The 20,767-nt window shown below is 65.5% G+C and carries 22 protein-coding genes; 14 read left to right on the top strand and 8 right to left on the bottom strand.

Translation table 11 applies throughout. The features are described 5' to 3' along the window. Positions 1 to 21: 21 nt before the first annotated feature. Entirely contained in the window at positions 22 to 2,544 is a 2,523-nt protein-coding gene (gene gyrA, locus BLU74_RS06495) for a DNA gyrase subunit A (RefSeq protein ID WP_089766464.1), read from the top strand. A 118-nt stretch (positions 2,545 to 2,662) separates the two neighbouring features. On the opposite strand, the gene rocF is transcribed toward gyrA, so the two are convergent. Next, on the bottom strand, positions 2,663 to 3,571 hold the full coding sequence (gene rocF, locus BLU74_RS06500) for an arginase (protein ID WP_089766465.1): 909 nt from the start codon (positions 3,569 to 3,571) through the stop codon (positions 2,663 to 2,665). Positions 3,572 to 3,825: 254 nt separating this feature from the next. Between rocF and BLU74_RS06505 the strand changes: the two genes are divergently transcribed. Continuing rightward, entirely contained in the window at positions 3,826 to 4,359 is a 534-nt protein-coding gene (locus BLU74_RS06505) for an Rrf2 family transcriptional regulator (protein ID WP_089766466.1), read from the top strand. Positions 4,360 to 4,462: 103 nt separating this feature from the next. On the opposite strand, the gene BLU74_RS06510 is transcribed toward BLU74_RS06505, so the two are convergent. The 3 genes from BLU74_RS06510 to cdd form a co-directional block, all read right to left on the bottom strand. Then, a complete protein-coding gene (locus BLU74_RS06510) occupies positions 4,463 to 5,647 on the bottom strand; it encodes an NAD(P)/FAD-dependent oxidoreductase (RefSeq protein ID WP_089766467.1) in 1,185 nt (394 codons plus the stop codon). A gap of 121 nt (positions 5,648 to 5,768) precedes the next feature. Beyond that, the gene (locus BLU74_RS06515) at positions 5,769 to 6,587 is read right to left on the bottom strand and encodes a nucleoside phosphorylase (RefSeq protein ID WP_089766468.1); all 819 of its coding nucleotides are present in this window, start codon (positions 6,585 to 6,587) and stop codon (positions 5,769 to 5,771) included. A gap of 57 nt (positions 6,588 to 6,644) precedes the next feature. After that, on the bottom strand, positions 6,645 to 7,076 hold the full coding sequence (gene cdd / locus BLU74_RS06520) for a cytidine deaminase (protein WP_089766469.1): 432 nt from the start codon (positions 7,074 to 7,076) through the stop codon (positions 6,645 to 6,647). Between the two features lie 90 nt (positions 7,077 to 7,166). Between cdd and BLU74_RS06525 the strand changes: the two genes are divergently transcribed. Together BLU74_RS06525 and BLU74_RS06530 are read left to right on the top strand one after the other, a co-directional pair. Next, positions 7,167 to 7,496 (top strand): DUF7520 family protein, encoded by a 330-nt coding sequence (locus BLU74_RS06525; RefSeq protein ID WP_245705744.1) that lies wholly within the window; start codon positions 7,167 to 7,169, stop codon positions 7,494 to 7,496. Between the two features lie 60 nt (positions 7,497 to 7,556). Next, positions 7,557 to 7,841 carry a DUF8142 family protein gene (locus BLU74_RS06530; RefSeq protein WP_089766470.1) on the top strand — a complete coding sequence of 95 codons (285 nt, stop codon included), beginning with the start codon at positions 7,557 to 7,559 and terminating at the stop codon, positions 7,839 to 7,841. A 57-nt stretch (positions 7,842 to 7,898) separates the two neighbouring features. On the opposite strand, the gene BLU74_RS06535 is transcribed toward BLU74_RS06530, so the two are convergent. Continuing rightward, the gene (locus tag BLU74_RS06535) at positions 7,899 to 8,492 is read right to left on the bottom strand and encodes a GNAT family N-acetyltransferase (protein ID WP_089766471.1); all 594 of its coding nucleotides are present in this window, start codon (positions 8,490 to 8,492) and stop codon (positions 7,899 to 7,901) included. 144 nt (positions 8,493 to 8,636) lie between these two features. Between BLU74_RS06535 and BLU74_RS06540 the strand changes: the two genes are divergently transcribed. The 6 genes from BLU74_RS06540 to BLU74_RS06565 all read left to right on the top strand — a co-directional run bounded on the left by BLU74_RS06540 (position 8,637) and on the right by BLU74_RS06565 (position 15,287). Continuing rightward, the gene (locus BLU74_RS06540) at positions 8,637 to 9,260 is read left to right on the top strand and encodes an ArsR/SmtB family transcription factor (protein ID WP_089766472.1); all 624 of its coding nucleotides are present in this window, start codon (positions 8,637 to 8,639) and stop codon (positions 9,258 to 9,260) included. Positions 9,261 to 9,347: 87 nt separating this feature from the next. Beyond that, positions 9,348 to 9,860: a bifunctional nuclease family protein gene (locus tag BLU74_RS06545; protein ID WP_089766473.1), complete on the top strand. Its 513-nt coding sequence runs from the start codon at positions 9,348 to 9,350 to the stop codon at positions 9,858 to 9,860. 65 nt (positions 9,861 to 9,925) lie between these two features. Further along, positions 9,926 to 10,384 carry a DUF7992 family protein gene (locus BLU74_RS06550; RefSeq protein ID WP_089766474.1) on the top strand — a complete coding sequence of 153 codons (459 nt, stop codon included), beginning with the start codon at positions 9,926 to 9,928 and terminating at the stop codon, positions 10,382 to 10,384. A gap of 221 nt (positions 10,385 to 10,605) precedes the next feature. Continuing rightward, complete coding sequence (locus BLU74_RS06555; RefSeq protein WP_089766576.1) at positions 10,606 to 11,208, top strand: hypothetical protein; 603 nt, start codon at positions 10,606 to 10,608, stop codon at positions 11,206 to 11,208. 81 nt (positions 11,209 to 11,289) lie between these two features. Continuing rightward, positions 11,290 to 14,424 (top strand): isoleucine--tRNA ligase, encoded by a 3,135-nt coding sequence (gene ileS / locus BLU74_RS06560; RefSeq protein ID WP_089766475.1) that lies wholly within the window; start codon positions 11,290 to 11,292, stop codon positions 14,422 to 14,424. 185 nt (positions 14,425 to 14,609) lie between these two features. After that, the gene (locus BLU74_RS06565) at positions 14,610 to 15,287 is read left to right on the top strand and encodes an HAD-IIB family hydrolase (protein ID WP_089766577.1); all 678 of its coding nucleotides are present in this window, start codon (positions 14,610 to 14,612) and stop codon (positions 15,285 to 15,287) included. Between the two features lie 17 nt (positions 15,288 to 15,304). On the opposite strand, the gene BLU74_RS06570 is transcribed toward BLU74_RS06565, so the two are convergent. Next, positions 15,305 to 15,514, bottom strand: coding sequence for an HEWD family protein (locus BLU74_RS06570; protein WP_089766476.1), 210 nt, complete (start codon positions 15,512 to 15,514; stop codon positions 15,305 to 15,307). Between the two features lie 106 nt (positions 15,515 to 15,620). On the opposite strand from BLU74_RS06570, the gene BLU74_RS06575 reads away from it, so the two are divergent. Together BLU74_RS06575 and BLU74_RS18415 are read left to right on the top strand one after the other, a co-directional pair. After that, on the top strand, positions 15,621 to 16,175 hold the full coding sequence (locus tag BLU74_RS06575) for a class I SAM-dependent methyltransferase (protein WP_089766477.1): 555 nt from the start codon (positions 15,621 to 15,623) through the stop codon (positions 16,173 to 16,175). Between the two features lie 110 nt (positions 16,176 to 16,285). Then, positions 16,286 to 16,435: a rubrerythrin-like domain-containing protein gene (locus BLU74_RS18415; protein WP_139175666.1), complete on the top strand. Its 150-nt coding sequence runs from the start codon at positions 16,286 to 16,288 to the stop codon at positions 16,433 to 16,435. A gap of 283 nt (positions 16,436 to 16,718) precedes the next feature. Here BLU74_RS18415 and BLU74_RS06580 read toward each other — a convergent pair whose 3' ends face one another. Next, positions 16,719 to 17,630, bottom strand: a complete 912-nt coding sequence (locus BLU74_RS06580; protein ID WP_089766578.1) for a DUF368 domain-containing protein — start codon at positions 17,628 to 17,630, stop codon at positions 16,719 to 16,721. A gap of 269 nt (positions 17,631 to 17,899) precedes the next feature. On the opposite strand from BLU74_RS06580, the gene BLU74_RS06585 reads away from it, so the two are divergent. Beyond that, complete coding sequence (locus BLU74_RS06585; RefSeq protein ID WP_089766478.1) at positions 17,900 to 18,130, top strand: hypothetical protein; 231 nt, start codon at positions 17,900 to 17,902, stop codon at positions 18,128 to 18,130. A gap of 67 nt (positions 18,131 to 18,197) precedes the next feature. Continuing rightward, positions 18,198 to 19,373, top strand: a complete 1,176-nt coding sequence (locus tag BLU74_RS06590) for a redox-regulated ATPase YchF (protein WP_089766479.1) — start codon at positions 18,198 to 18,200, stop codon at positions 19,371 to 19,373. A 152-nt stretch (positions 19,374 to 19,525) separates the two neighbouring features. Here the strand turns inward: BLU74_RS06590 and BLU74_RS06595 are convergent, their stop codons facing one another. Beyond that, complete coding sequence (locus BLU74_RS06595) at positions 19,526 to 20,665, bottom strand: ATP-binding protein (protein WP_089766480.1); 1,140 nt, start codon at positions 20,663 to 20,665, stop codon at positions 19,526 to 19,528. Positions 20,666 to 20,767 lie beyond the last annotated feature (102 nt).

Here is a 20,767-nt window from a genome sequence, read left to right on the forward strand (position 1 = left end):
CGCTTACGAGGTGACTGACCAATGAGTTCCGACGCACCAGAGGAGTTCGATCCGAGCACAGGCATCGCCGCCGAGGTGGAGACAGCGCGGATCGAACAGGAGATGGAACAGTCCTACATCGATTATGCGATGTCCGTCATTGCGGGTCGGGCCCTGCCCGACGTTCGCGACGGGCTCAAACCCGTTCATCGGCGCATCCTCTATGCGATGCACGAGGCGGGCGTCACGTCCCGCTCTTCACACCGGAAGTCCTCGTCGATCGTCGGCGAGACGATGGGTGATTACCACCCCCACGGCGACTCCGCCATCTACGACACGCTCGCGCGGATGGCCCAGGACTTCTCGATGCGCTACCCGCTCGTCGACGGGCAGGGAAACTTCGGGTCGGTCGACGGCGACCCGCCGGCCGCGATGCGCTACACCGAAGCACGGATGGCGCCCATCGCCGAGGAACTCCTCTCGGACATCGAGATGGACACCGTCGACTTCCAGTCCAATTACGACGACCGACTGGAGGAACCGGAGGTGTTGCCCGCCGCGTTACCGAATCTCCTGGTGAACGGATCCTCGGGTATCGCCGTCGGGATGTCGACCAACATTCCGCCGCACAACCTGGGAGAGGTGATCGACGCGACCGTCCACCTCATCGAGAACCCCGACTGCACGATCGAGGACCTGATGGACTACGTCAAGGGTCCGGACTTCCCGACCGGCGCGAACATCGTCGGTCGCAACGCCATCCACAAGGCGTACAAGACGGGTCGCGGCCGGGTCCGCGTCCGCGCGGAGTTCGAGGTCCAATCGGATCGGATCGTCATCACCGAACTCCCGTATCAGGAGAACAAAGCTCGACTCGTCGAGCGGATCGCCGACGACGTCAACGAGGGGAAGATCGAAGGCATCCGCGACCTGCGCGACGAGTCCGACCGGGACGGCATCCGCGTCGTCGTCGAACTCAAACGCGGGGCCAACGCGGACGTCGTGAAGAATCAGCTCCTCGAGCACCACCTCGAATCGACGTTCGGTGTGATCAACCTCGCGCTGGTCGATGGCCAGCCGAAGGTGTTGGACCTGAAAGAGACACTCGTCGAGTACGTCGACCACCGCCGCGAGGTCGTGCGCCGGCGATCTGCGTCCGAACTCGAAGAGAAGGAGGATCGCGCACACATTCTCGAGGGGCGACTGACGGCTCTCGAGAACGTCGACGACGTCGTCGAAGTCATCAGAAACTCCGAGAGCCGTGACGACGCGAAGGCGGCACTCCGCGGCGAGCACGTCGTCGAAGTCGACGGCGAGACGCTGCCGACGTTCGACTTCTCCGAGGCGCAGGCCGATCACATCGTCGCGATGCAACTCGGCTCGCTCACCGCGATGGAGGCCGGGGAGATCGAAGCGGAGTACGAGGAAGTCCAAGCGCGGATCGAGCGGCTAGAGACGATCCTGCGCGACCCCGACGAACTGGACGCCGTCGTGACGTCCGAACTCGAAGAGATCAAAGACGAGTACGACGACGACCGCCGAACGTCGATCATCGAAGATACGGGCACGGTCACCCACGAGGACCTCATCGCCGAGGAGGACGTCGTCGTCGTCGTCACCGAAGACGACTACATCAAGCGGATGCCCCTCGAAAACTTCCGCGCGCAACACCGCGGCGGGAAGGGGATCATCGGCACCGAGCTGAAGGAGGGCGACCGCGTCTCATCGGTCTACGTCGCGAGTACGCACGACTATCTCCTGTACTTCACCAACCACGGACAGGTCTACAAACTCAAGACCTACCAGGTGCCGGAGATGTCTCGGACTGCACGCGGGAAGTCGGCGGTCAACCTCTTAGACCTCGACGAGGGCGAGGAGATCGCTGCAGTGGTCAACACTGCCGACATCGAGGCCGACGAGGAGAAGTACCTCACCCTCGCGACCCGAGACGGGTACGTCAAGCGGACCAGCGTCGACCGGTTCCAGAACATCCGCTCGACGGGAATCATCGCGACGAAACTCGACGACGACGACGCGCTCGCGGACGTCGAAGTCACCGACGGCTCGCAGGATCTCATCCTCGCGAGTCGCGACGGTATGGCCATTCGCTTCGCGGAGGCGGACGTCCGGGCGATGGGCCGCTCTGCCCGTGGGGTCCGCGGCATCAAACTCGAGGGCGACGACGAAGTCGCGGCGCTCGCAGCCGTCGATCCCGACCGCCACGAGTGGGTCCTGACCGTCACCCAACAGGGCTACGGCAAACGCACTGACGTCGGTCAGTACCGCCGACAGTCGCGGAACGGAAAAGGGCTCATCGACATCAAGACGAACGAACGCAACGGCCGGGTCTGCGAACTCGAGACGGTCGGTCCGGCGGACCACCTGTTCGTAATGAGCGGCGACGGTCAGATCCTCCGGACGCCCGTCGAGGACATCTCGACGGTCGGCCGCAACACGATGGGCGTCATCGTGATGGACCTGACACCGGGCGATGCGGTCGCCAGCGTCGACGTGCATCCCGCCCAGGACGACGACGAGGAACCCGGCGACGATCCCGACGAATAACCCCGCGTTCGGGCGTTAGCTTCCGGGTCCTGTCTACCGACCAATCGGATATTTTCACCGGAAACGCGGTGTGTGCAGTCCTCGCACGCCCTCGCCGCGTACGGCACCTATGACGCGATCAGAGGATCTGCTTGCCGAGCGCACTCGCCGCCAGTTCAGTCGCCAGGGAAGCCGTCTCGTTGTGCTCGTCCAGAATCGGATTCACCTCGACGAGTTCGAGCGAGCGCAGACAGCCGCGATCCGACACGGACTCGAGCGCCGCGTGCGCCTCGCGGTAGGTGACGCCGCCGCGCACGGGTGTTCCGACGCCGGGCGCCTCTCGCGGATCGAGCCAGTCGAGGTCGAGACTGACGTGGACCCCGTCGGTGGCCATCGTCGCGACGTCGAGCGCGTCCTCGACGACCGGTGCGATTCCGCGCTCGTCGATGTCGGACATCGTGAACGCCGTCACCGGGCTGTCGGCGATCGCTTCGCGCTCCGCCTCGTCGACGTCACGGAGCCCGACGAGCGCGATGCTCTCAGACCGGAGCCCGTCACCCGCGGGCCACTCGAGATTCGCGAACTCGCCGACCCCGAGCAGCGCCGCGAGCGGCATCCCGTGGACGTTGCCAGACGGCGACGTCGCCGGCGTGTTGAAGTCGCCGTGCGCGTCGAACCAGACGGTTCCGATCTCCGCATCACGGGCCGAACCGGTGACAGAGCCGATAGCGACCGAGTGGTCGCCGCCGAGAACGAGCGGCGTCTGGTCGGCATCCAGTGCCGTGGCGACCGCGTCGCCGAGGCGGGTGGAGACCTGTCGAGTTTCTCTGAGGAATTTCGCTTCGCCCGATTGGAACGTCTCGGCGTCTGGCTCGCGCTCTTCGGCCCGCGGCGCGGGAACGTCACCCGAATCGACGACGTCGATGCCGATCCGCTCCAGTTGCGCAGCCAACCCCGCATAGCGGATTGCCGACGGCCCCATATCCACGCCGCGACGGTTCGCCCCGTAGTCGGTCGGGGCCCCGATGATCCGAACGGTCCGGCTCATCGGCCACCCGCTCGCAGAGTCGCAGCAGCGGTCACCCGCTTCGTGATCGGTTCCATATCTCACCACGACCCGGCGCTCACAAAGCCATTCCGCCGAAACAGAATTGTCTGATAATCGAACAGAACGGGAGTCGAATTGTGTTCTGTACAGCTATGTTCGACAATTGTATACACACATCGGAGAATGAAATTACTACCTGCTGTGGCGTTAATCCATCCACCGGATTTAAGGCCGTCAGCGGCGAACCACAGTCTATGTCATCGATCGAACTGACGTCCAGTCAGAAAACCATCCTGACGGCGCTCATTAACCTCCACCGCGAAGACGAAGACGCAGTAAAGGGCGAGGACATCGCCGCCGAGGTCGACCGCAACCCCGGAACGATCCGTAACCAGATGCAGAGCCTGAAAGCCCTCCAACTCGTCGAGGGCGTCCCCGGCCCGAAAGGCGGGTACAAGCCGACTGCGAACGCGTACGAGGCCCTCGACGTCGACCAGATGGACGAGCCAGCGTTCGTCCCGCTGTTCCACGACGACGAGGAAGTCGAGAACGCGAACGTCGACGAGATCGACCTCTCGTCGGTGCATCACCCCGAACTCTGCCGCGCGGAGATCCACATTCAGGGCTCGGTGCGCGAGTTCCACGAGGGTGACAACGTCACCGTCGGCCCGACGCCGCTCTCGAAACTGGTGATCGAAGGCACCGTGGACGGGAAAGACGACACCGGAAATATCCTCATTCTCCGCATCGAGGATATGCGCGCGCCCGTCGGCGACGCCTCGCACTAGCTCTCCAGACTCTCTCTTTGCCAGACCGCCCGGAGCCGCAGCCGTATCCGAAACAGGCTAAAAACTCGACGACGTTCCTCGTCTGTGTCTGTCTCCGCCTATCTCACATACTGTCCCACGCGTCGAGCGCGTGGCGTGGCGAGGCGACGTCCGCGATCCAACGGGCCGCGATGGCCTTCTTGAGGTTTCGAGCCGCCGAGCCCCCGAAGACGTTCACCGGGAACGCGCCGAGCACGGGCAGTTTGACATCGTGTGCGACGGCGTCGTCCCCGACGGAGACGACCGTTCCTTTGTCGTCGTGACGCCAGGTCTTCAGCGGCTTCCCCGCGGCCGCCCGAGCGACGTTTTCGCCGGCGATTTCGGCGGCCTGCCAGGCTGCCTGGGCTGTCGGCGGTGCGACGTCGTCCGGGCCCTGCTCGACGAGCGCCGTGTCGCCAACCGCGAAGACGCGCTCGTCTGAGGTCTGGAAGTCAGCATCGGCGAAGAGGCGGTGGGAGCGGTCGTCCTGGTCGAGTTCCATTTCGCTGACTTCCTCGTGGCCCGTGATGCCGCCCGTCCAGATCAGGACGTCGTAGTCAAGGGCGTCGTCGTCCTCGTCGTCGCCCAGATAGGCTGTCTCGGCGTCGACCTTCGAGATGAAGTCGCCGGTGAGGATCTCGATGTCGAGGTCTTCGAGGCGTCGCCGGAGCGCGCCCTGGAGTTCGGGATCGTTGCCCGGGAAGACCTCGTCGAGCCCCTCGACCAGCGTCACGTCGATCGGTGCGCGGTGCTCGTCGCGGTACTCGGCAATCTCGCCGGCGGTTTGGATGCCCGAGAGACCGGCACCACCGACGACGACCTGCGCGGGATCGTCACGTGAGGCCGCCTCGGCGGCCTCCTTGACGTCTGCGTGGATCGCTCGGGCATCGTCCAGCCCCTTCAGCTCGTGAGCGTGCGCTTCGAGCCCGTCGATGCCGAAGAACGCGGTGCCCGACCCGACGCCGAGTAGCAGATAGTCGTACTCGATCTCGTCGTCGCCGAGTTCGACGACGCGCTCGTCGACGTCGACGTTCTCGACGTGTCCCTTCACGAACTCCGTGGAGTCGGCCTTGATGTCGTCGACCGGGATGGCGATCTTCGATTCGACGCTCGGATCGCGGATGCATCGGTGGACCTCGTGGAGAACGAGATGGTAGTCGTGCTCTGAGACCCAGGTGAGTTCCGCGCTCGCATCGAGTTCCGCTTCGAGTCGTTTGACCGCACCGGCACCGGCGTAGCCGGAACCGACGACGACAACCTGCGTAGTCATATCTGTCCCTGCGGCGGCATCGAATAAAGGGACTGCGAAACGCCGCGCAGAACTGCTCCCCCCGGGATCGTCCGCGTTCGTGGGTTTCAGTCGGAACGAGCCACAATCGGCCTGTCGGCACTCACTCGATCGAGAGCCCCGCGTGCCAGTGGTCGACGCCGGCCGCCCGTTTGGCCTCGTCCATCTTCGCGAGGAGGTGGACGGCGAGACTGGCGGTCTCGGCGGCCCGGGACTCGCCGGCGGTCCGGAACTCACCGGTGACCCGGTTCGCGTACACCGAACAGACCGCGCCGGCCCGGAGGCCGTAGACGTTCGCGATGGTGAGCAGTGCGGCGGCCTCCATCTCGATGTTCTTTACCTCCGCGTCGCGGAGTTCCTCGACGAGTGACTCCGCGCCGGCTGCACGGAAGCCCTCGAATCCTTGCCGCCCCTGGCCCGCATAGAAGGAATCAGCGCTCATCGTCAGCCCGACGTGGTAGTGGTGACCGAGGCGCTCGGCGGCGGCGACGAGTGCGGAGACGACTTCACGGTCGGCCACTGCCGGATAGTCCTCCCGGACGTACTCCTTCGAGGTTCCCTCTTGACGGACTGCGCCCGAGGTGATGACGAGGTCACCGACGTCCATTTCGGGCTGGATCGCGCCGCAGGAGCCGACGCGGACGAACGTGTCCGCGCCCACCCGCGCGAGTTCCTCTGTGGCGATTGCCGCCGACGGACTGCCGATCCCCGTGGAGGTGACAGAGATCGGCGTTCCCTCGTAACTGCCCGTCGCTGTCCGGTACTCGCGGTGGTGCGCCCGTTCCTCGGCGTCGTCCCACAGCGCGGTGACCTTGTCGACGCGCTCGGGGTTGCCCGGCAGGAGGACCGCGTCGGCGACGTCGTCGGGGCCGACGGCAATGTGGTACTGCGTTTCGTCGTTCGGGTCTTCGCTGTCGGTCATACCCGAGTGTCGAGAACGAAGGGAGAATACACTGTCGGCTGTGGTCGTCGGACGTCCCTACCCCTCGTCGTCGCGTCGCCCGGCCTCGGCCGCCGAGAGCGTCTCCAGCGTGATCGCGTCCGGAAGGAGAGCACCGAGCGCGTACACCGTCGTCTCGTCGCCCCCCTCGTCGCAGACGACCGTCAGATCCTCCGAAGCGAACTCGGCGAGGGTCTGTCGACACATCCCGCAGGGGGTGACGCCGTCGCGCGCGCCGGAGGTGACCGCGATCCGTTCGAAGTCGCGGTGGCCCTCCTTTATCGCCTCGAGGATCGCGACCTCCTCGGCGTGGCGGCTGTTCGAGTAGTTCGCGTTCTCGATGTTGCATCCGAGATACACCGAGCCGTCGGCGGTTTCGAGCGCGGCGCCCACGCGGTACTCCGAGTACGGGACGTACGCGTTCTTCGTGGCCTGGCGGGCGCGCTCGACGAGTTCGCGGTGGGCTGGCATCGCCCGTCGCTTCGAGGGGCCGAGGCTTGTAGGTTGCCGTCGAGGCGCCTGCACCGAAAGGGCAAGGGGGCCGCCGCACGTAGATCGACCGTGCAATCGGATACAGCAGTCGAGGACGGCGCGGTCACCGGGCAGGCGGGGCTCGGCCGACGCATTATGCTCGCGGTCGGTGGCACGGTGGTGCTCCTCTCGGCCGCCGTCGGCTGGTTCGTCGGTAGCAACGGCTCGGCGGAACTCGCAGACGCGGCGGTCCTGGGCACGAACCTGACAATCCCCGTGACACCGCTCGCTGTGGCGCTCTACGGCGTCGGCATCTCGACCCTTCTCCTGGGTGGGCTGTTCGGCCTCGTCGAACTCGCGTCTCGTCTGGAAGACGACGACGTCGGGACGAACGAGAGCGAGCGGGTCGATCGCGACTGACCTCGCTGAGACACGGTGACACAGCGCGGCGCTTTTGTCGCTGGATGTCCGAGTGCCGGTATGCCTTCGACCACGTCGGCCGAGGACCGCGGCGACACCGCGGCGACCCCCGACGAGGAGTTCGACCCCGACGACCCGCTCGACTCGACCTCGGGCGGCAAAAACCGCCGTCGCGCCGCCCTCGCGGTCGCTCCCTTCCTCGCCGTCGGCCTCGCGGACGTCGTGTTGCTCCTCGGGTGGGGGATCCAGCCGCTGTGGGCGTTCGCAATCCTCCCGCCGATCCTCTTCTGTTCGGTGCTGGCGTACATCGTCTTCAGCACCGACTTCCTCGAAGACCGGACGTAGCGACTGATCCACAGACGTGGACTCGACGCCGCGGCAATCGTTGCGGCCCTGACCGCCTCAGTTACCGGTGTCGTACTTGTACGTCGCTTCGTCTGCGTCGATCCCGAAGTCCTCCGCCGTCTCTTCGATCGGTACCTCACCGTCCTCGGGTTCGTCTGCGGGCGACGCGTTCTTGAACCGCTCGCGGAACCGCGAGGGAACGGTGAAATCGTCGGCGTGGACCGCCATCGCGATGACGTCCTCGCCGCGCTCTTTCCGAACGGTCTCGAGGCGCTCGCGGACCGCAGCCGGGAGGTCGCCGGTCTCTCGTGGCTCGAAGTCGAACGGCGTGAAGTACGAGGGCTGCCGCGTGAACGTGTACACCGTGTCGTAGCCCTCGTCTGAGGCCTCAGAAACCAGCCGTTCGATGACGTGCGCCGCGACGCCCTGTTGGCGCCACGGCGGGAGGGTGTAGACGAACGCGAGTTCACAGAACTCACCCGCGTCGGTCTTGTGGACCCGAATACGGCCGAATCCCGCCTTTCGTGACGTCTCCTCGTCGAGGGCGATCACGTAATCCCGGGACCGAAACGCGGGGTCGTCGATGTCGGCCTCCTCGATCCTGTCGAGTAACCAGACCTCGTCTCGATTTTTGGCGTCCCGGACGTACATAACCCGACGTAGAACGCCGGGATGCAAGTGTATTGCGGAGGGAGAACACCCCGTCCCGCGACGGCGACGGCCCCACGGCACTCGTCCGATCTGGACCCCGGCAGAACAACAGATTTGTATCGGTCCCCGTCGTAGCGATTTGCGATGGCTCGTCTCCTGCCCTCCCAATCCGAGCCCGACGTCGACGCGTCCCCGCGCGTGGTCGGACTCGACGACGATGACGCCGACGAACTGCTCTCGGTCCTCTCATCGAAGACCGCTCGGCAGCTCCTCGGTGCGCTCCACGACGAACCGACGAACCCCGCCGCCCTCGCCGAGACCGTCGACACGTCCCTGCAAAACGTCCAGTACCACCTCGGACGCCTCGAATCGGCCGGGGCGATCGAGGTGGTCGACACGGCTTACTCCGAGAAGGGTCGCGAGATGAACGTCTACGCGCCCGCGGACCGCCCGCTCGTCGTCGTCGCGACAGACAACGAAGAGACGGCCGGTCTCTCGTCGGCGCTCAAGAGCCTCCTCGGCGGCGTCGGCGTCGTCGGAATCGTGAGCATGCTCGCGCAGGTCGCGATCGAGGGGTTCCCCTTCGGCGCGCAGACCGGCAGCGGGGGCGGCGACGCTGGAACGTTCTCGGCGGAATCGACGGAATCGGCCCAGATCGCCGCCGATGCCGCCGCGTCTACCATTCCTCCCGGGCTGCTCGTCTTCCTCGGTGGCCTCACCGTCTTACTCCTGTGGTTCGGGATCTGGGCTGTCCGCGAACGACGGTGATCGCGGGGCCCGTGACCGAGTGCGCGGCCCGTCCGAGAGGGGGTCACGTCCCGTAAGTATTCGTACCCGGACGCACTAGAGCACGGTATGAATCACCCGGGCGAGGTCGAAGGCATCGCCGTTGGCGTCGACGCCGACGGCGAGAACATCCCCGCGGTCGTCGTGTCAGCACGGTCGGAGTTCCTCCCGATCGTGGTCACGAACGACCAGGCCCGGGCGATCCAACTCGCTGTCTCAGGCGAGCCCTTCGAGCGCCCACTGACGCACGACCTGCTGGTCGAGATGGTCACCGAGTTCGGCGGCGCGGTCGATCGCGTCCGGATCGACGACGTCGCAGACGGGACCTTCTACGCGAAGATCGACGCCGAGCGGTACAAACAGGGACAGTCCCGCCAGTTCGTCTTCGACGCTCGCCCGAGTGACGCGATCGCGCTCGCAGTCCGCATCGACTGCCCGATTGAGGTGAGCGACGTGGTGCTCGACGAGGCGGGGCAACCCCCCGAGCGGTTCGATCTCGGACCGACTGACGACACCGGCGACGACCCGACCGAGGAACCCGACGAGTTCGACGACTTCGACGGCTTCGGCGGCGAGCGCTGAGTTCGAGCGTCTCTCCCGCCCGGTCGTCCCGACAGTATATCCCGCCTGGAGGCCAACATCTTCCTATGACGCTCTCGGTCGAGACCCCGTCCGTCCCGGAACTCGAAGACACCGTCGACCCGAACGAGTACGACGACGCCGACGTCGTCGGCGACACCGACTATCGCCGCGACGACCTCGAGGCGCTCCTCCGCGACGGCGCGTGGGAAGACGCCTTCGCGGCGTGGGCTGCGACAACCGACGTCACCGACGAGGAGTGGACGATCATCCTGGAACTGGAGTTGCTCTCGCACTTCGATTTCTTCTGGGACGACTTCGCCGACCGCGTGGGGTATCACGCCCCCGGCCTGCCGGAGGACTGGAAAGAGCGCGAGATCCACCCCGACGTCGACTCCTGGAAGACGGTCTCGTCGATCAACGCCGGCCTGACAGAACTGGGCCAGACCGTCTGCGACGTGCTGAAAGACGACTACATCACCTGGGAATCGGAGTACGAAGCGCCCGACGACCTGCCTGACTTCTAAAACCCACCTTTTTGCTGCGTCGGGTGCCGGAGGCGCACCACTCCTTGCAAAAATCTGGACGAAAAAAGTGCCGCGAGACTCGCGCCGCGAGACTCGCGGTACGATTCGGTGCGACGACTGCACCGCCGCCACGAAGCGTACGCTCACCGCCCATCCGATCGTACCCGTTCGATCGCGCTCCAGTCCACGGATATATGTCGATGGCTCCGGGAGAGTCGACCGTGAATCGCAGAGCCCTCCTCTCGACGACCGCGTCGGCCGCCGCCCTGTCGATGACCGCCCTCGCCGGCTGCACCGGCGCGGTGCGCCGAGAACTGAGCGACGACGTCGAAATGGACGTCGCCACGATGGTGTTTCACCCCGCGTCGGAACCGTGGTTCGCCGACGGCCTCTCGGCGTCGTCGGAGTCGACCCACCACGCCGCGCTGTTCACCGAGAAACCGCCGGACGTCTCTGAGGTATTCACCGATCACTACCCGACGAACGAGCGCACCTTCGACAACAAACTGCGAAACGCCGACTACGGGTCGCACTTCATCCTGGTCTACGAAGTGCGGATGCCGCGGGCCGACGCCGCCCAAGTCGCCCCGACGATACTGTACGGCGACCTCGGCTGGACGGGCTGGCGGACGGTGATGGCCCCGATGGTGCGAGCGACGCGGGATGCCTCAGAACTCGACCTGCCGCCGGAGACCGAGGACGTTATCGCGACGACGGTCATCCGCTACAGCGCCGACGCGACCCCCCGACGAGTCCGTGTCCCCGTATACGACGAGGAGACGGGGGAGGTGCTCGCCGAACGGATGGTCCGATCCGAGTCCTGACGGTCCCGACTCGCGCCGCCGAGACCCGAAGTTCGCGCCCGTTCCACGGATTTCATATACGTTCGCTGGTACTCCACCTGTATGGACGAAGTCGACGACCAGTACACGCCCGCGGCCGTCGAATCCGCGGTCGAGGAGTACTGGGACGACGCCGACGCTTACGAGGCGACGAAGGAGGCGCACGCCGACGACCCGCCCTTCTTCTTCGTCGACGGGCCACCGTACACCTCCGGACAGATGCACCTCGGGACGGCCTGGAACAAGACGCTGAAGGACGCCGTCATCCGGTACAAGCGGATGACAGGGCACCGCGTGACCGATCGGCCGGGGTACGACATGCACGGCCTGCCGATCGAGGTGAAAGTCGAGGAGGAACTCGGCTTCGAGACCAAGCGCGACATCGAAGAGTTCGGCATCGAACCGTTCATCGAGGAGTGCAAGGCGTTCGCCGAGCGCAACCGCGAGGCGATGGACGACGACTTCCAGTCGATCGGGGTCTGGATGGACTGGGACGATCCCTACGAGACGATGTCGCCCGAGTATATGGAAGCCGCGTGGTGGGCCTTCCAGCAGGTCGACGAGCGCGGACTCGTCGAGCAGGGCAAGCGCTCGGTCAACTACTGCCCGCGGTGTCAGACCGCCATCGCCGCCAACGAGGTCGAGTACGACGAGATCACCTCACCGTCGATCTACGTGAAGTTCCCGCTTCGGGACCGAGCGGGGAGTCTCGTGATCTGGACGACGACCCCCTGGACCATCCCCGCGAACACGTTCGTCGCCGTCGACGGCGAGATGACGTATCAGGCCGTTCGCGCGGAGAAGGGCGGCGAAAGCGAGGTGCTCTACATCGCCGAACCGTGCGTCGAGGACGTCCTCAAAGAGGGCCGTTACGAGGACTACGAGGTCGTCGAGGAGTTCGCTGGCGAGGAACTCGTCGGCTACACGTACGACAATCCGCTCGAACCACATCTGAACGAACACGCGGACTTCGAGGGCGCCGGCGAGGTGTACACCGCCGACTACGTCGAGGCCGACCGCACCGGACTGGTCCACTCAGCGCCCGGTCACGGGCAGGAGGACTTCGCCCGCGGTCAGGAACTGGACCTCGACGTCTTCGTCCCCGTGAACGGCCGCGGAGCGTTCACCGAACAGGCCGGCGCGTACGCGGGCACGTTCGTCCGCGACGCGAACGACGACATCATCGACGACCTCGACGACGACGGCGCGCTCCTTGCGTCGGGGACCCACGAGCACCGGTACGGTCACTGTTGGCGCTGCGACACGGACATCATCTTCCTCGCGACCGACCAGTGGTTCATCACCGTCACCGACATCAAAGACGAACTGCTCGACAACATCGAGGAGACCGAGTGGTACCCGCAGTGGGCGCGCGACAACCGCTTCCGCGACTTCGTCGAGGACGCCCCCGACTGGAACATCTCCCGGCAGCGTTACTGGGGGATCCCCCTGCCGATCTGGCAGGCCGACGACGGCGAGTGGATCGTGATCGGCACCCGGGACGAGCTCGCCGAACGCGCCGATCAGGACGTCGACCCCGACGAACTGGACCTCCACCGGCCCGCGGTCGATCCGCTGACGATCACCGAGGACGGCAAGACCTACGAGCGCGTCCCCGACGTCTTCGACGTCTGGATCGACTCCTCGGTCGCGACCTGGGGAACCCTCGATTACCCGAGCGAGACCGACGCCTACGAGGAACTGTGGCCCGCCGACTGGATCGTCGAAGCGCACGACCAGACCCGCGGGTGGTTCTGGTCCCAGCTGGGAATGGGTTCGGCCGCGGTCGGCCGCGCCCCCTACGAGGAGGTGATGATGCACGGCTTCGTCAACGACGAGGACGGCAGAAAGATGTCGAAGTCGCTCGGGAACATCGTCACGCCCGAGGAGGCCATCGAGCGGGCCGGCCGGGACCCATTGCGAGCGTATCTCCTCAGCCACGACCAGCAGGGCGTGGATCTCTCCTTCGAGTGGGACGGACTGGGTGAAATGCAGTCGACGCTCAACATCTTCTGGAACGTCTTCCGCTTCCCGCTGCCGTATATGGAACTCGACGGCTACGATCCCGCGGACGCGGACCTCTCGGACGGCGAACGCACGGTCGTCGACGAGTGGGTCCTCTCGAGACTGCAGTCCGTCAAGCGCGAGGCCCGCGATGCGTGGGAGGACTACGAGGTGAGCACGGCGCTGAACACGGTGCTCGATTTCCTCACCGAGGACGTCTCGCGCTTCTACGTGAAGGCGATCCGCGAGCGAATGTGGGACGACGAAGACTCAGCCTCCAAGCGCGGCGCGTACGCGACGCTCGTGACCGTCCTGGAGGAGACGATCCGTCTGCTGGCACCCGTGACGCCGTACCTCGCAGAGCAGATGTACCAGCACCTCGACGGCGACGCGGCGAGCGTCCACGCGCTCTCGTACCCCGAACCCGACAGCGACCTGCGCGACGAGGAACTCGAACGTGAGATGGCGGTCCTCCGTGACGTCGAGGAGGCCGCAGCCAACGCCCGCCAGCAGGGCGGTCGCAAACTCCGCTGGCCCGTCGAGCGCGTGATCGTGGCCACCGGCGACGACGACGTCGGCGCGGCAGTCGAATCGCTCTCGGCGCTCCTGCGCGAACGCGTCAACGCCCGCTCGATCGAGGTAGTGGCGGAGTTCGACGAACTGATCGAGCGCGCCGTCCCCGAAATGGGCGTGATCGGCCCCGAGTTCGGTGCCGACGCCCAGAACGTGATGGAAGCCGTCCAGGGGGAGACGCGCGAGGCAGTCGAAAACGGCGTCGAGATCGACGGCGAAACCTACGAACTCACTGACGAGATGGTGTCCTACGAGGCCGAACCGCCCGAGCACGTCTCGGGGGCAGACTTCGACGGCGGCACCGTCTACGTCGACACCTCGCTCACCGAGGAGATCGAAGCCGAGGGGTACGCCCGCGACGTGGTCCGGCGGATCCAGGAGATGCGCAAGCGGCTCGATCTCGACGTCGACGCGGAGATCGACACCTACGTCGACGTCGCCGATCCCCGAATCGAGCAGTTCGTCGACCAGTACCGCGACGTCGTCGCCGAGGAGACTCGCACGCGGGAGTTCGTCGACGGCGACGAACTCGCCGCCGAGAGCGAGTGGGCGCTCGTCGAGGAGTGGGACGTCGAGGGCGTGACCGTCACGATCGGCGTCGAACCCGTCGCGTCGGCGTAGATCGCGTCCTCGTTCGCCGGCCGACCGGGCTGCCTGTAGACGGCCCACCACGGGGTCAGTCGACGGCCCGACCCTGGGAGACGGTGCGCTGACAGCCACGGACAGCACCCGAAACGGACGCCGAAGTCACCGGACCGAGCCCACCGAACGGAGGGTCTATGTCGCGGCAGGCGCTAGTGCTGTCGATGACTTCGGAGCCGCCGCTGGTCCTGGACATCGACGGGACGCTCACCGACGACGCCGGCCGCCTGGACTCCCGGACCTTCCCGTATCTCCAGGCCTGGAACGCACCGGTGGTGTTGGCGACCGGGAAAGCCTTCCCGTATCCAGTGACGCTCTGTCACTACCTCGGGATCGAACTCACCGTGATCGCGGAGAACGGCGGCGTCGTCCTCGCCGACGGGCAGGTGTCCTATCAGGGCGACCGCGAGCGGGCGCAGGCCGCGGCCGATGCGTTCGTGGAGCGGGGCGGGGACCTCGGCTGGGACGGGTTCGACGACGTCAACGAGTGGCGACGCACGGAGGTCGCAGTCGATCTCTCGGCCGACGAGGACCTGCTCCGGACAGTCGCCGCGGAGTTCGATCTGGAAGTCGTCGACACCGGCTACGCGTACCATCTCAAGACGCCCGGCGTCGAGAAGGGGGACGGACTGGGTGTCGTCGCCTCGTCGCTGGGCCGGAGCCCGTCGGAGTTCGTCGCTATCGGCGATAGCGAGAACGACGTCTCGACGTTCCGGGCCGCCGGGACTGCCTACGCCGTCGCGAACGCCGACGCGGCTGCTCGGGACGCAGCAGACGTCGTCGTCGACGGTTCCTACTTCGACGGGACGGCGTCGGTGTTGGGTTCGCTCGGCTCGACGTAGAGCGAAGAGAACCGCACTCAGGCCGTCGCAGCCTTCGACTCGTCCTCGAAGGGGACGAACGAGCCGTTGATGTCCCACTCGTGAATACAGTACGGGCTGCCGACGTCCCGATCGCTCTCGTCGTCCTCGTTCGTCAGACGCCACGTGGCGATGGACTCATCCCAGACCTCGATTCGGCCGCAGCGTTCACAGGTCCGTTCGGTCGGGCTTTTGAGTGTCGGGGCCATCGCCAGAAGATCTGCGTGCGACCCTGATAACTGTGACTCCTCCGTCTCCCTCGTCCGGTGAGAGCGCAACGGACACACTTAGGCCCGTACCGTCCCTCCATCCGGTATGGGATTTCACACCTTCGACGCTGACCGGGCGGACGTCCTCGAAGACCCCGGTCGGTATCGGTTCTGCTCGCGAGAAGAACTTCTCGCCGCGCTCGATCTCGGCGGCCGAGCGGTCGTGGCCGACATTGGCAGCGGTACTGGATTCTACACCGACGAGATCGCCCCCTTCGCCGACACCGTCTACGCAGTCGACGTCCAGAGCGAAATGCACGAGTACCACCGGGAGAAGGGTGCTCAGGAGAACGTCGAATTCGTCGCCGCCGAAGCGTCCGCGATGCCGCTCGACGACGACGAACTGGACGCCGCCTTCTCGACGATGACCTACCACGAGTTCGCTTCCGAGGCGTCTCTCGAGGAACTCGCGCGCGTCGTTCGGCCCGGGGGACGCGTGGTGACCCTCGATTGGTCCGCGCGGGGGACCGGCGACGACGGCCCGCCGATGGACGAGCGGTACGCACTTGCCGACGCCGTCGAACGGTTCGAGTCCGCCGGATTCCGAACCGTGGAAGCGAGCAGCCGGAAAGAAACGTTCGTTCACATCGCGCGTAGATAATCCTAGACTGATACGATAACTGTCGATATATTATGTTACTTTAGGTCTTATTTCTCGTACAGCCCGATATCAGGGCAACTGTTATTACGGTGTGTCATCAGCTAACACGTATGGTGATATACAACGGGTCAATCGATCCATACCACCCCGACGAGAGTCGTTACGAGTGCCGGATATGCGGCGCTCGGGCCGACGAAGGCGGCGTCTGCGAACAGTGTGGCGAAGCATCGCTGGTGAACATCGCGGTACCGAGGGAGTGATACTGGGCACACGCACACTCCCGCGGCGACGGCGGCCGATCGGCATCACATCGGGTCGGACGGTGCCACACGTCGGTCGCCCGCCGCATCACGGTGGCCTTCCTCCCGACCGCTGGGCGCGGTGCCCCGCCGGAGCACTGCGCGCGGACGACGTCGTTCGCTGCCGGCCCTCACGCGGTCGGGACGCCTGTGACCACGTCGCTGTCAGTCATCCGGCGTTCGTCCCTTCGATTCTGCGGCTCGAACCCGTCTGTTCGACCAGCCCGAAACGCCAGTTCTGCGTCTAGGCTCCGTCCTCGATGGTCGCGACGCCCGTGTACCGTTCTAACAGGAGCACGAGCGCTGCGCCGACCACGGCTGCGATGATAAAGACGCCGATGGTCGTGGGAGTCCACGTCCGACCGAGCTCCGCTAGGCGGTCGCCGGTCCGAGACAGTGGGGCGCGCAGCGCACCGACGATCAGCGCAACGAGGAACGCCAGCGTCGCGGTCCGCGCACGATCCAGCGCCCACCGGACCGCGTGCGCGACGGTGAGCAGGCCGACGAGCGCGCCAGAGACGAACGCGGCCACGACGATTCCGTTCTCGCGCAGTGGCCCCAGTCCGCCGCCCGTCGCGAGCGCGAGGAGCGCATCGACGAACGCCGAGAGGGTGCCGGTCATATAGTCGTACTGACCCAGGATGAGGAGGAGGAGCGACCCCGAAATTCCGGGGAGGATCATCGCGCTCACCGCGATCGCGCCGGCGAGAAAGGTGACCGGAAGCCCTGCGCCGAGGGCTGCAGACGCCTGCCCTGAGGCGACGAAGGCGATGACGAATCCCGCGACGGCCGCGGCCATACGCGGGGCCGTGTCGACGGCGACCTCCGAAAAGAGCACCCACGCGGACGCCGCGATGAGGCCGAAGAAGAACCCGAAGGTGAGGACCGGCATCGACTGGATCCCGACGTGGACGACGCGGGTGACGGTGACGATCGCCGTGGCGATGCCGAATCCGAGCACCGCGAGGAATCCGCCGTCGATCGTGCGGAGCGCCTCGATCGCATCGCTGCGGTGGTCCGAAAAAATCCCCATCAGGACGCGACGGATCCGCGCCGGCGATACCGCGGTAATCGCCCCGATCAACCGCTCGTAGATCCCAGTGATGAGTGCGATCGTGCCCCCGGAGACGCCCGGGACGGCGTCCGCAGTGCCCATACAGAGCCCCTTGAGGTAGACGACCACCCACGACGTTCCGCCGAGACCGAGGACGCTCTCACCGCGGCCCAGTTCCGGGTTCTCTGCCCCGTCGACGGCCGTCCCGGACCCCCCACTCGTCCCGCCCGACCCGTCTCGCTCTTTCGACATAGGAGTGCGTTCGGTTGCCCCCTACTCCGGACTTTCGTTTCAGTGTGTCGTTGCGGGACCGTTCTCACTCGGATCAATTCACCGAAACGTATAGTGTTATGTGTGCACGTATAGCATATATGCCCGCGATCACCATCGAGGTAGACGACCAACTCAAACAGCGGATGGACGCGTACGGAGACGTAGACTGGGGCAGCATCTCGGAGCGCGCGATTCGGCAGCGCCTCGAGACGCTGGAACTGATCGATCAGGCGGCGATCGATGCGGCGGCGAGCGACGCTGACACGGCCGAACTCGCCGATCGGATCGACGAGATTGCCCGCCGGCGGATCGAGCGCGCGTCGGACTGAACGGCTCCGACAGCGCGAGCGCGAGTGGGACGGAAACCTACTTCCGACCGTCGCCCCTCTCGCTGGTATGCTCTCTCTCGCACTCGCCGGGAAGCCCAACGCGGGCAAGTCTACTTTTTATCGCGCGGCGACGATGGCCGACGTCGACGTCGGCAACTATCCGTTCACGACGATCGATCCGAACCGCGGCGTCACCCACGCGCGTACGCAGTGCCCCTGTCTCGATCGCGAGGAACGCTGCGGCAACTGTGAGGACGGCGTCCGCTACGTCCCCGTCGAACTCCTCGACGTGGCCGGGTTGGTCCCCGGTGCGCACGAGGGACGAGGCTTGGGCAATCAGTTCCTCGACGCGCTGACGGACGCGGACGCGATCCTGGCGGTCGTCGACGCCGCCGGGGAGACCAACGACGAGGGCGAACCCGTCGAAGTGGGGACGTACGACCCCGTCCGCGAAGCGGACTTCGTCGAAGCCGAACTCGAACAGTGGCTGGCCGGCATCATCGAACGCAACTGGGAGTCAGTCGTCAGGAAGTCCCGATCGCCGGACTTCGACATCGACGAGGCGCTCACGGAGATGCTGACTGGATTCGGGGCCACCGAGTACGACGTGGCCGCATCGCTCCGGGCAGTGTCGTACCCCGAGGACCCACAGCAGTGGACGGACGACGACCGCGAGCGACTCGCCAGGGACGTCCGCGAGCGGACCAAGCCAATCGTGCTCGTCGCCAACAAGGCCGACGTAGCTCCCGCGGAGAACCTCGACCGACTGAACGAAGCAGGGAAGCCCGTGATCCCCGCGACGGCGGACGGCGAGCGGGCGCTCCGGACGGCCGCCGAGTCGGGAGTCGTGGACTACCTGCCGGGCGACAACGACTTCGAGATTTCGGGTGCCGTGTCCGACGCCCAGCAGCAGGGCTTAGAAACGATCCGCGAAGTGATGAACACGCACGGCGGCACCGGCGTCCAGCGTGCTATCGACACGGTCGTCTACGACGTCCTCGATATGGTGACGGCCTACCCGGTGCAGAACGAGACGAGGTGGACCGACGGGACCGGCGACGTCCTGCCCGACGCCTTCCTCCTGCCGCGAGGGTCGACGCCGAAGGACCTCGCGTACGCCGTTCACTCCGACATCGGCGAGGGCTACCTTCACGCGGTCGACGCGCGATCGAATCGCCGGATCGGCGAGGACTACGAACTGGAATCGGGCGACGTGATCAAGATCGTCAGCACGGCGAATTGAGCCCGTCTCTGGGTTTCGTGCCGTCCGCCACCCCATCACTGTGGAGTCACTGGCCGGTTCCGGGCGTCCAGGCTCACCGACCGATTGCACGGACGGCCACTCCATAGCGAGGAACCGTGGGGGCCCGCGCGGAGTGGTGGGCGAGCGTTCTCTTATAACGGTCTCCCATCAGCGACCGGTGACTCCAGCGGGGGATTCGGCGGTGATCCCGTCTGTGGCCGCTCGAACCTGAGACAGATGATGCTGCCTGTCGGATCGTTCTCCTCGAATCCGACTTGTCCGCCTGATTCGATGACGATCCAGTTGACGAGCCAGAGTCCGAGGCCGCTCGTATGTTCGAGCGGTGTCTCGTATCCCCGTTCGAGGACTTCGCGCTCGCGGTCGGGGATGCCCGGACCGTTGTCCGCGATCCGAATCTCGACCAGGTCGGTTCTGCCCTGGCTGGGCGCGACCGATTCGACTGACACCCGGGGCGTCTCCGTCTCGTTGTGTTCGATCGCGTTCTCGAGTACGTTCCGGAGCGCCGATTCGATCAGTGGATGTCCGTAGACGACCAATTCGTCCGGAAGCGCGGTATCGATGATGCTATCGGGATACTCGCGGGCGAGCTGTTCGCAACTGCTCTCGATCAGGGAGACGATCTCGACCGGGTCGATACGCAGATCGTCCGCCTGGAGCAGTTGCTCCACCTGTCTCGCCTGCTTGCCCATCTCGACCAGTTCGGTCGACCGCTGGCGGATCGTGTTGATCTGTTCGGCAGTGTCAACGGAATCCTCCTCGATCAGTTCGGCGTGGCCCCGGATGATGTTCGCGTTGTTCCGTATGTCGTGACGAAGGACGCGATTCAGGACCGTGAGTTGGTGACTCAACTGCGTTAGTTTCTGTTGTGCAATGCGCTGTCGGATGTCATAGACACCGGTAATAAATCCGATGACGGCACCGGTAGAGGCGGCGTTCGAGAACACGTAGAACTGGTGGCTCATCGTCACGCCCTCGCCGTGTTGATACACCGTCGTCAACGTCGCGACGCCGGCCAACGCGACCGCCCCGAGTGCACACCACCCTGCGACACGGAGGACATATTCACCGTCAAGTCGCAGTCTCCAGAGCCAGATGCCACCGGTGAAGACCCCGAGCGCGAACAGCATCGGAATGAAAATCCCCGAGAGGAAGGTCTGGAGGCTCTCTCGGTCGCCCAGAGCGTGGTTCACGTGGATACTGACAAGCCCGGCACCGATGGCTCCGATCAGGAGGATACCCACGCGGGCTCTGGTCGCTTCCGAACGCGGCATTCGATAGCGTCAAGATTAGTTTGTTCGTATAAAAACGCTCCTCTAGAGACTCACACCTGATTTTCTGCCGAAGTGTGCCCACAGGAGTCGGTCGGACTCGCT

It is taken from the genome of Halobellus clavatus (assembly GCF_900107195.1).
Classification (GTDB): Archaea; Halobacteriota; Halobacteria; order Halobacteriales; family Haloferacaceae; genus Haloquadratum; species Haloquadratum clavatum.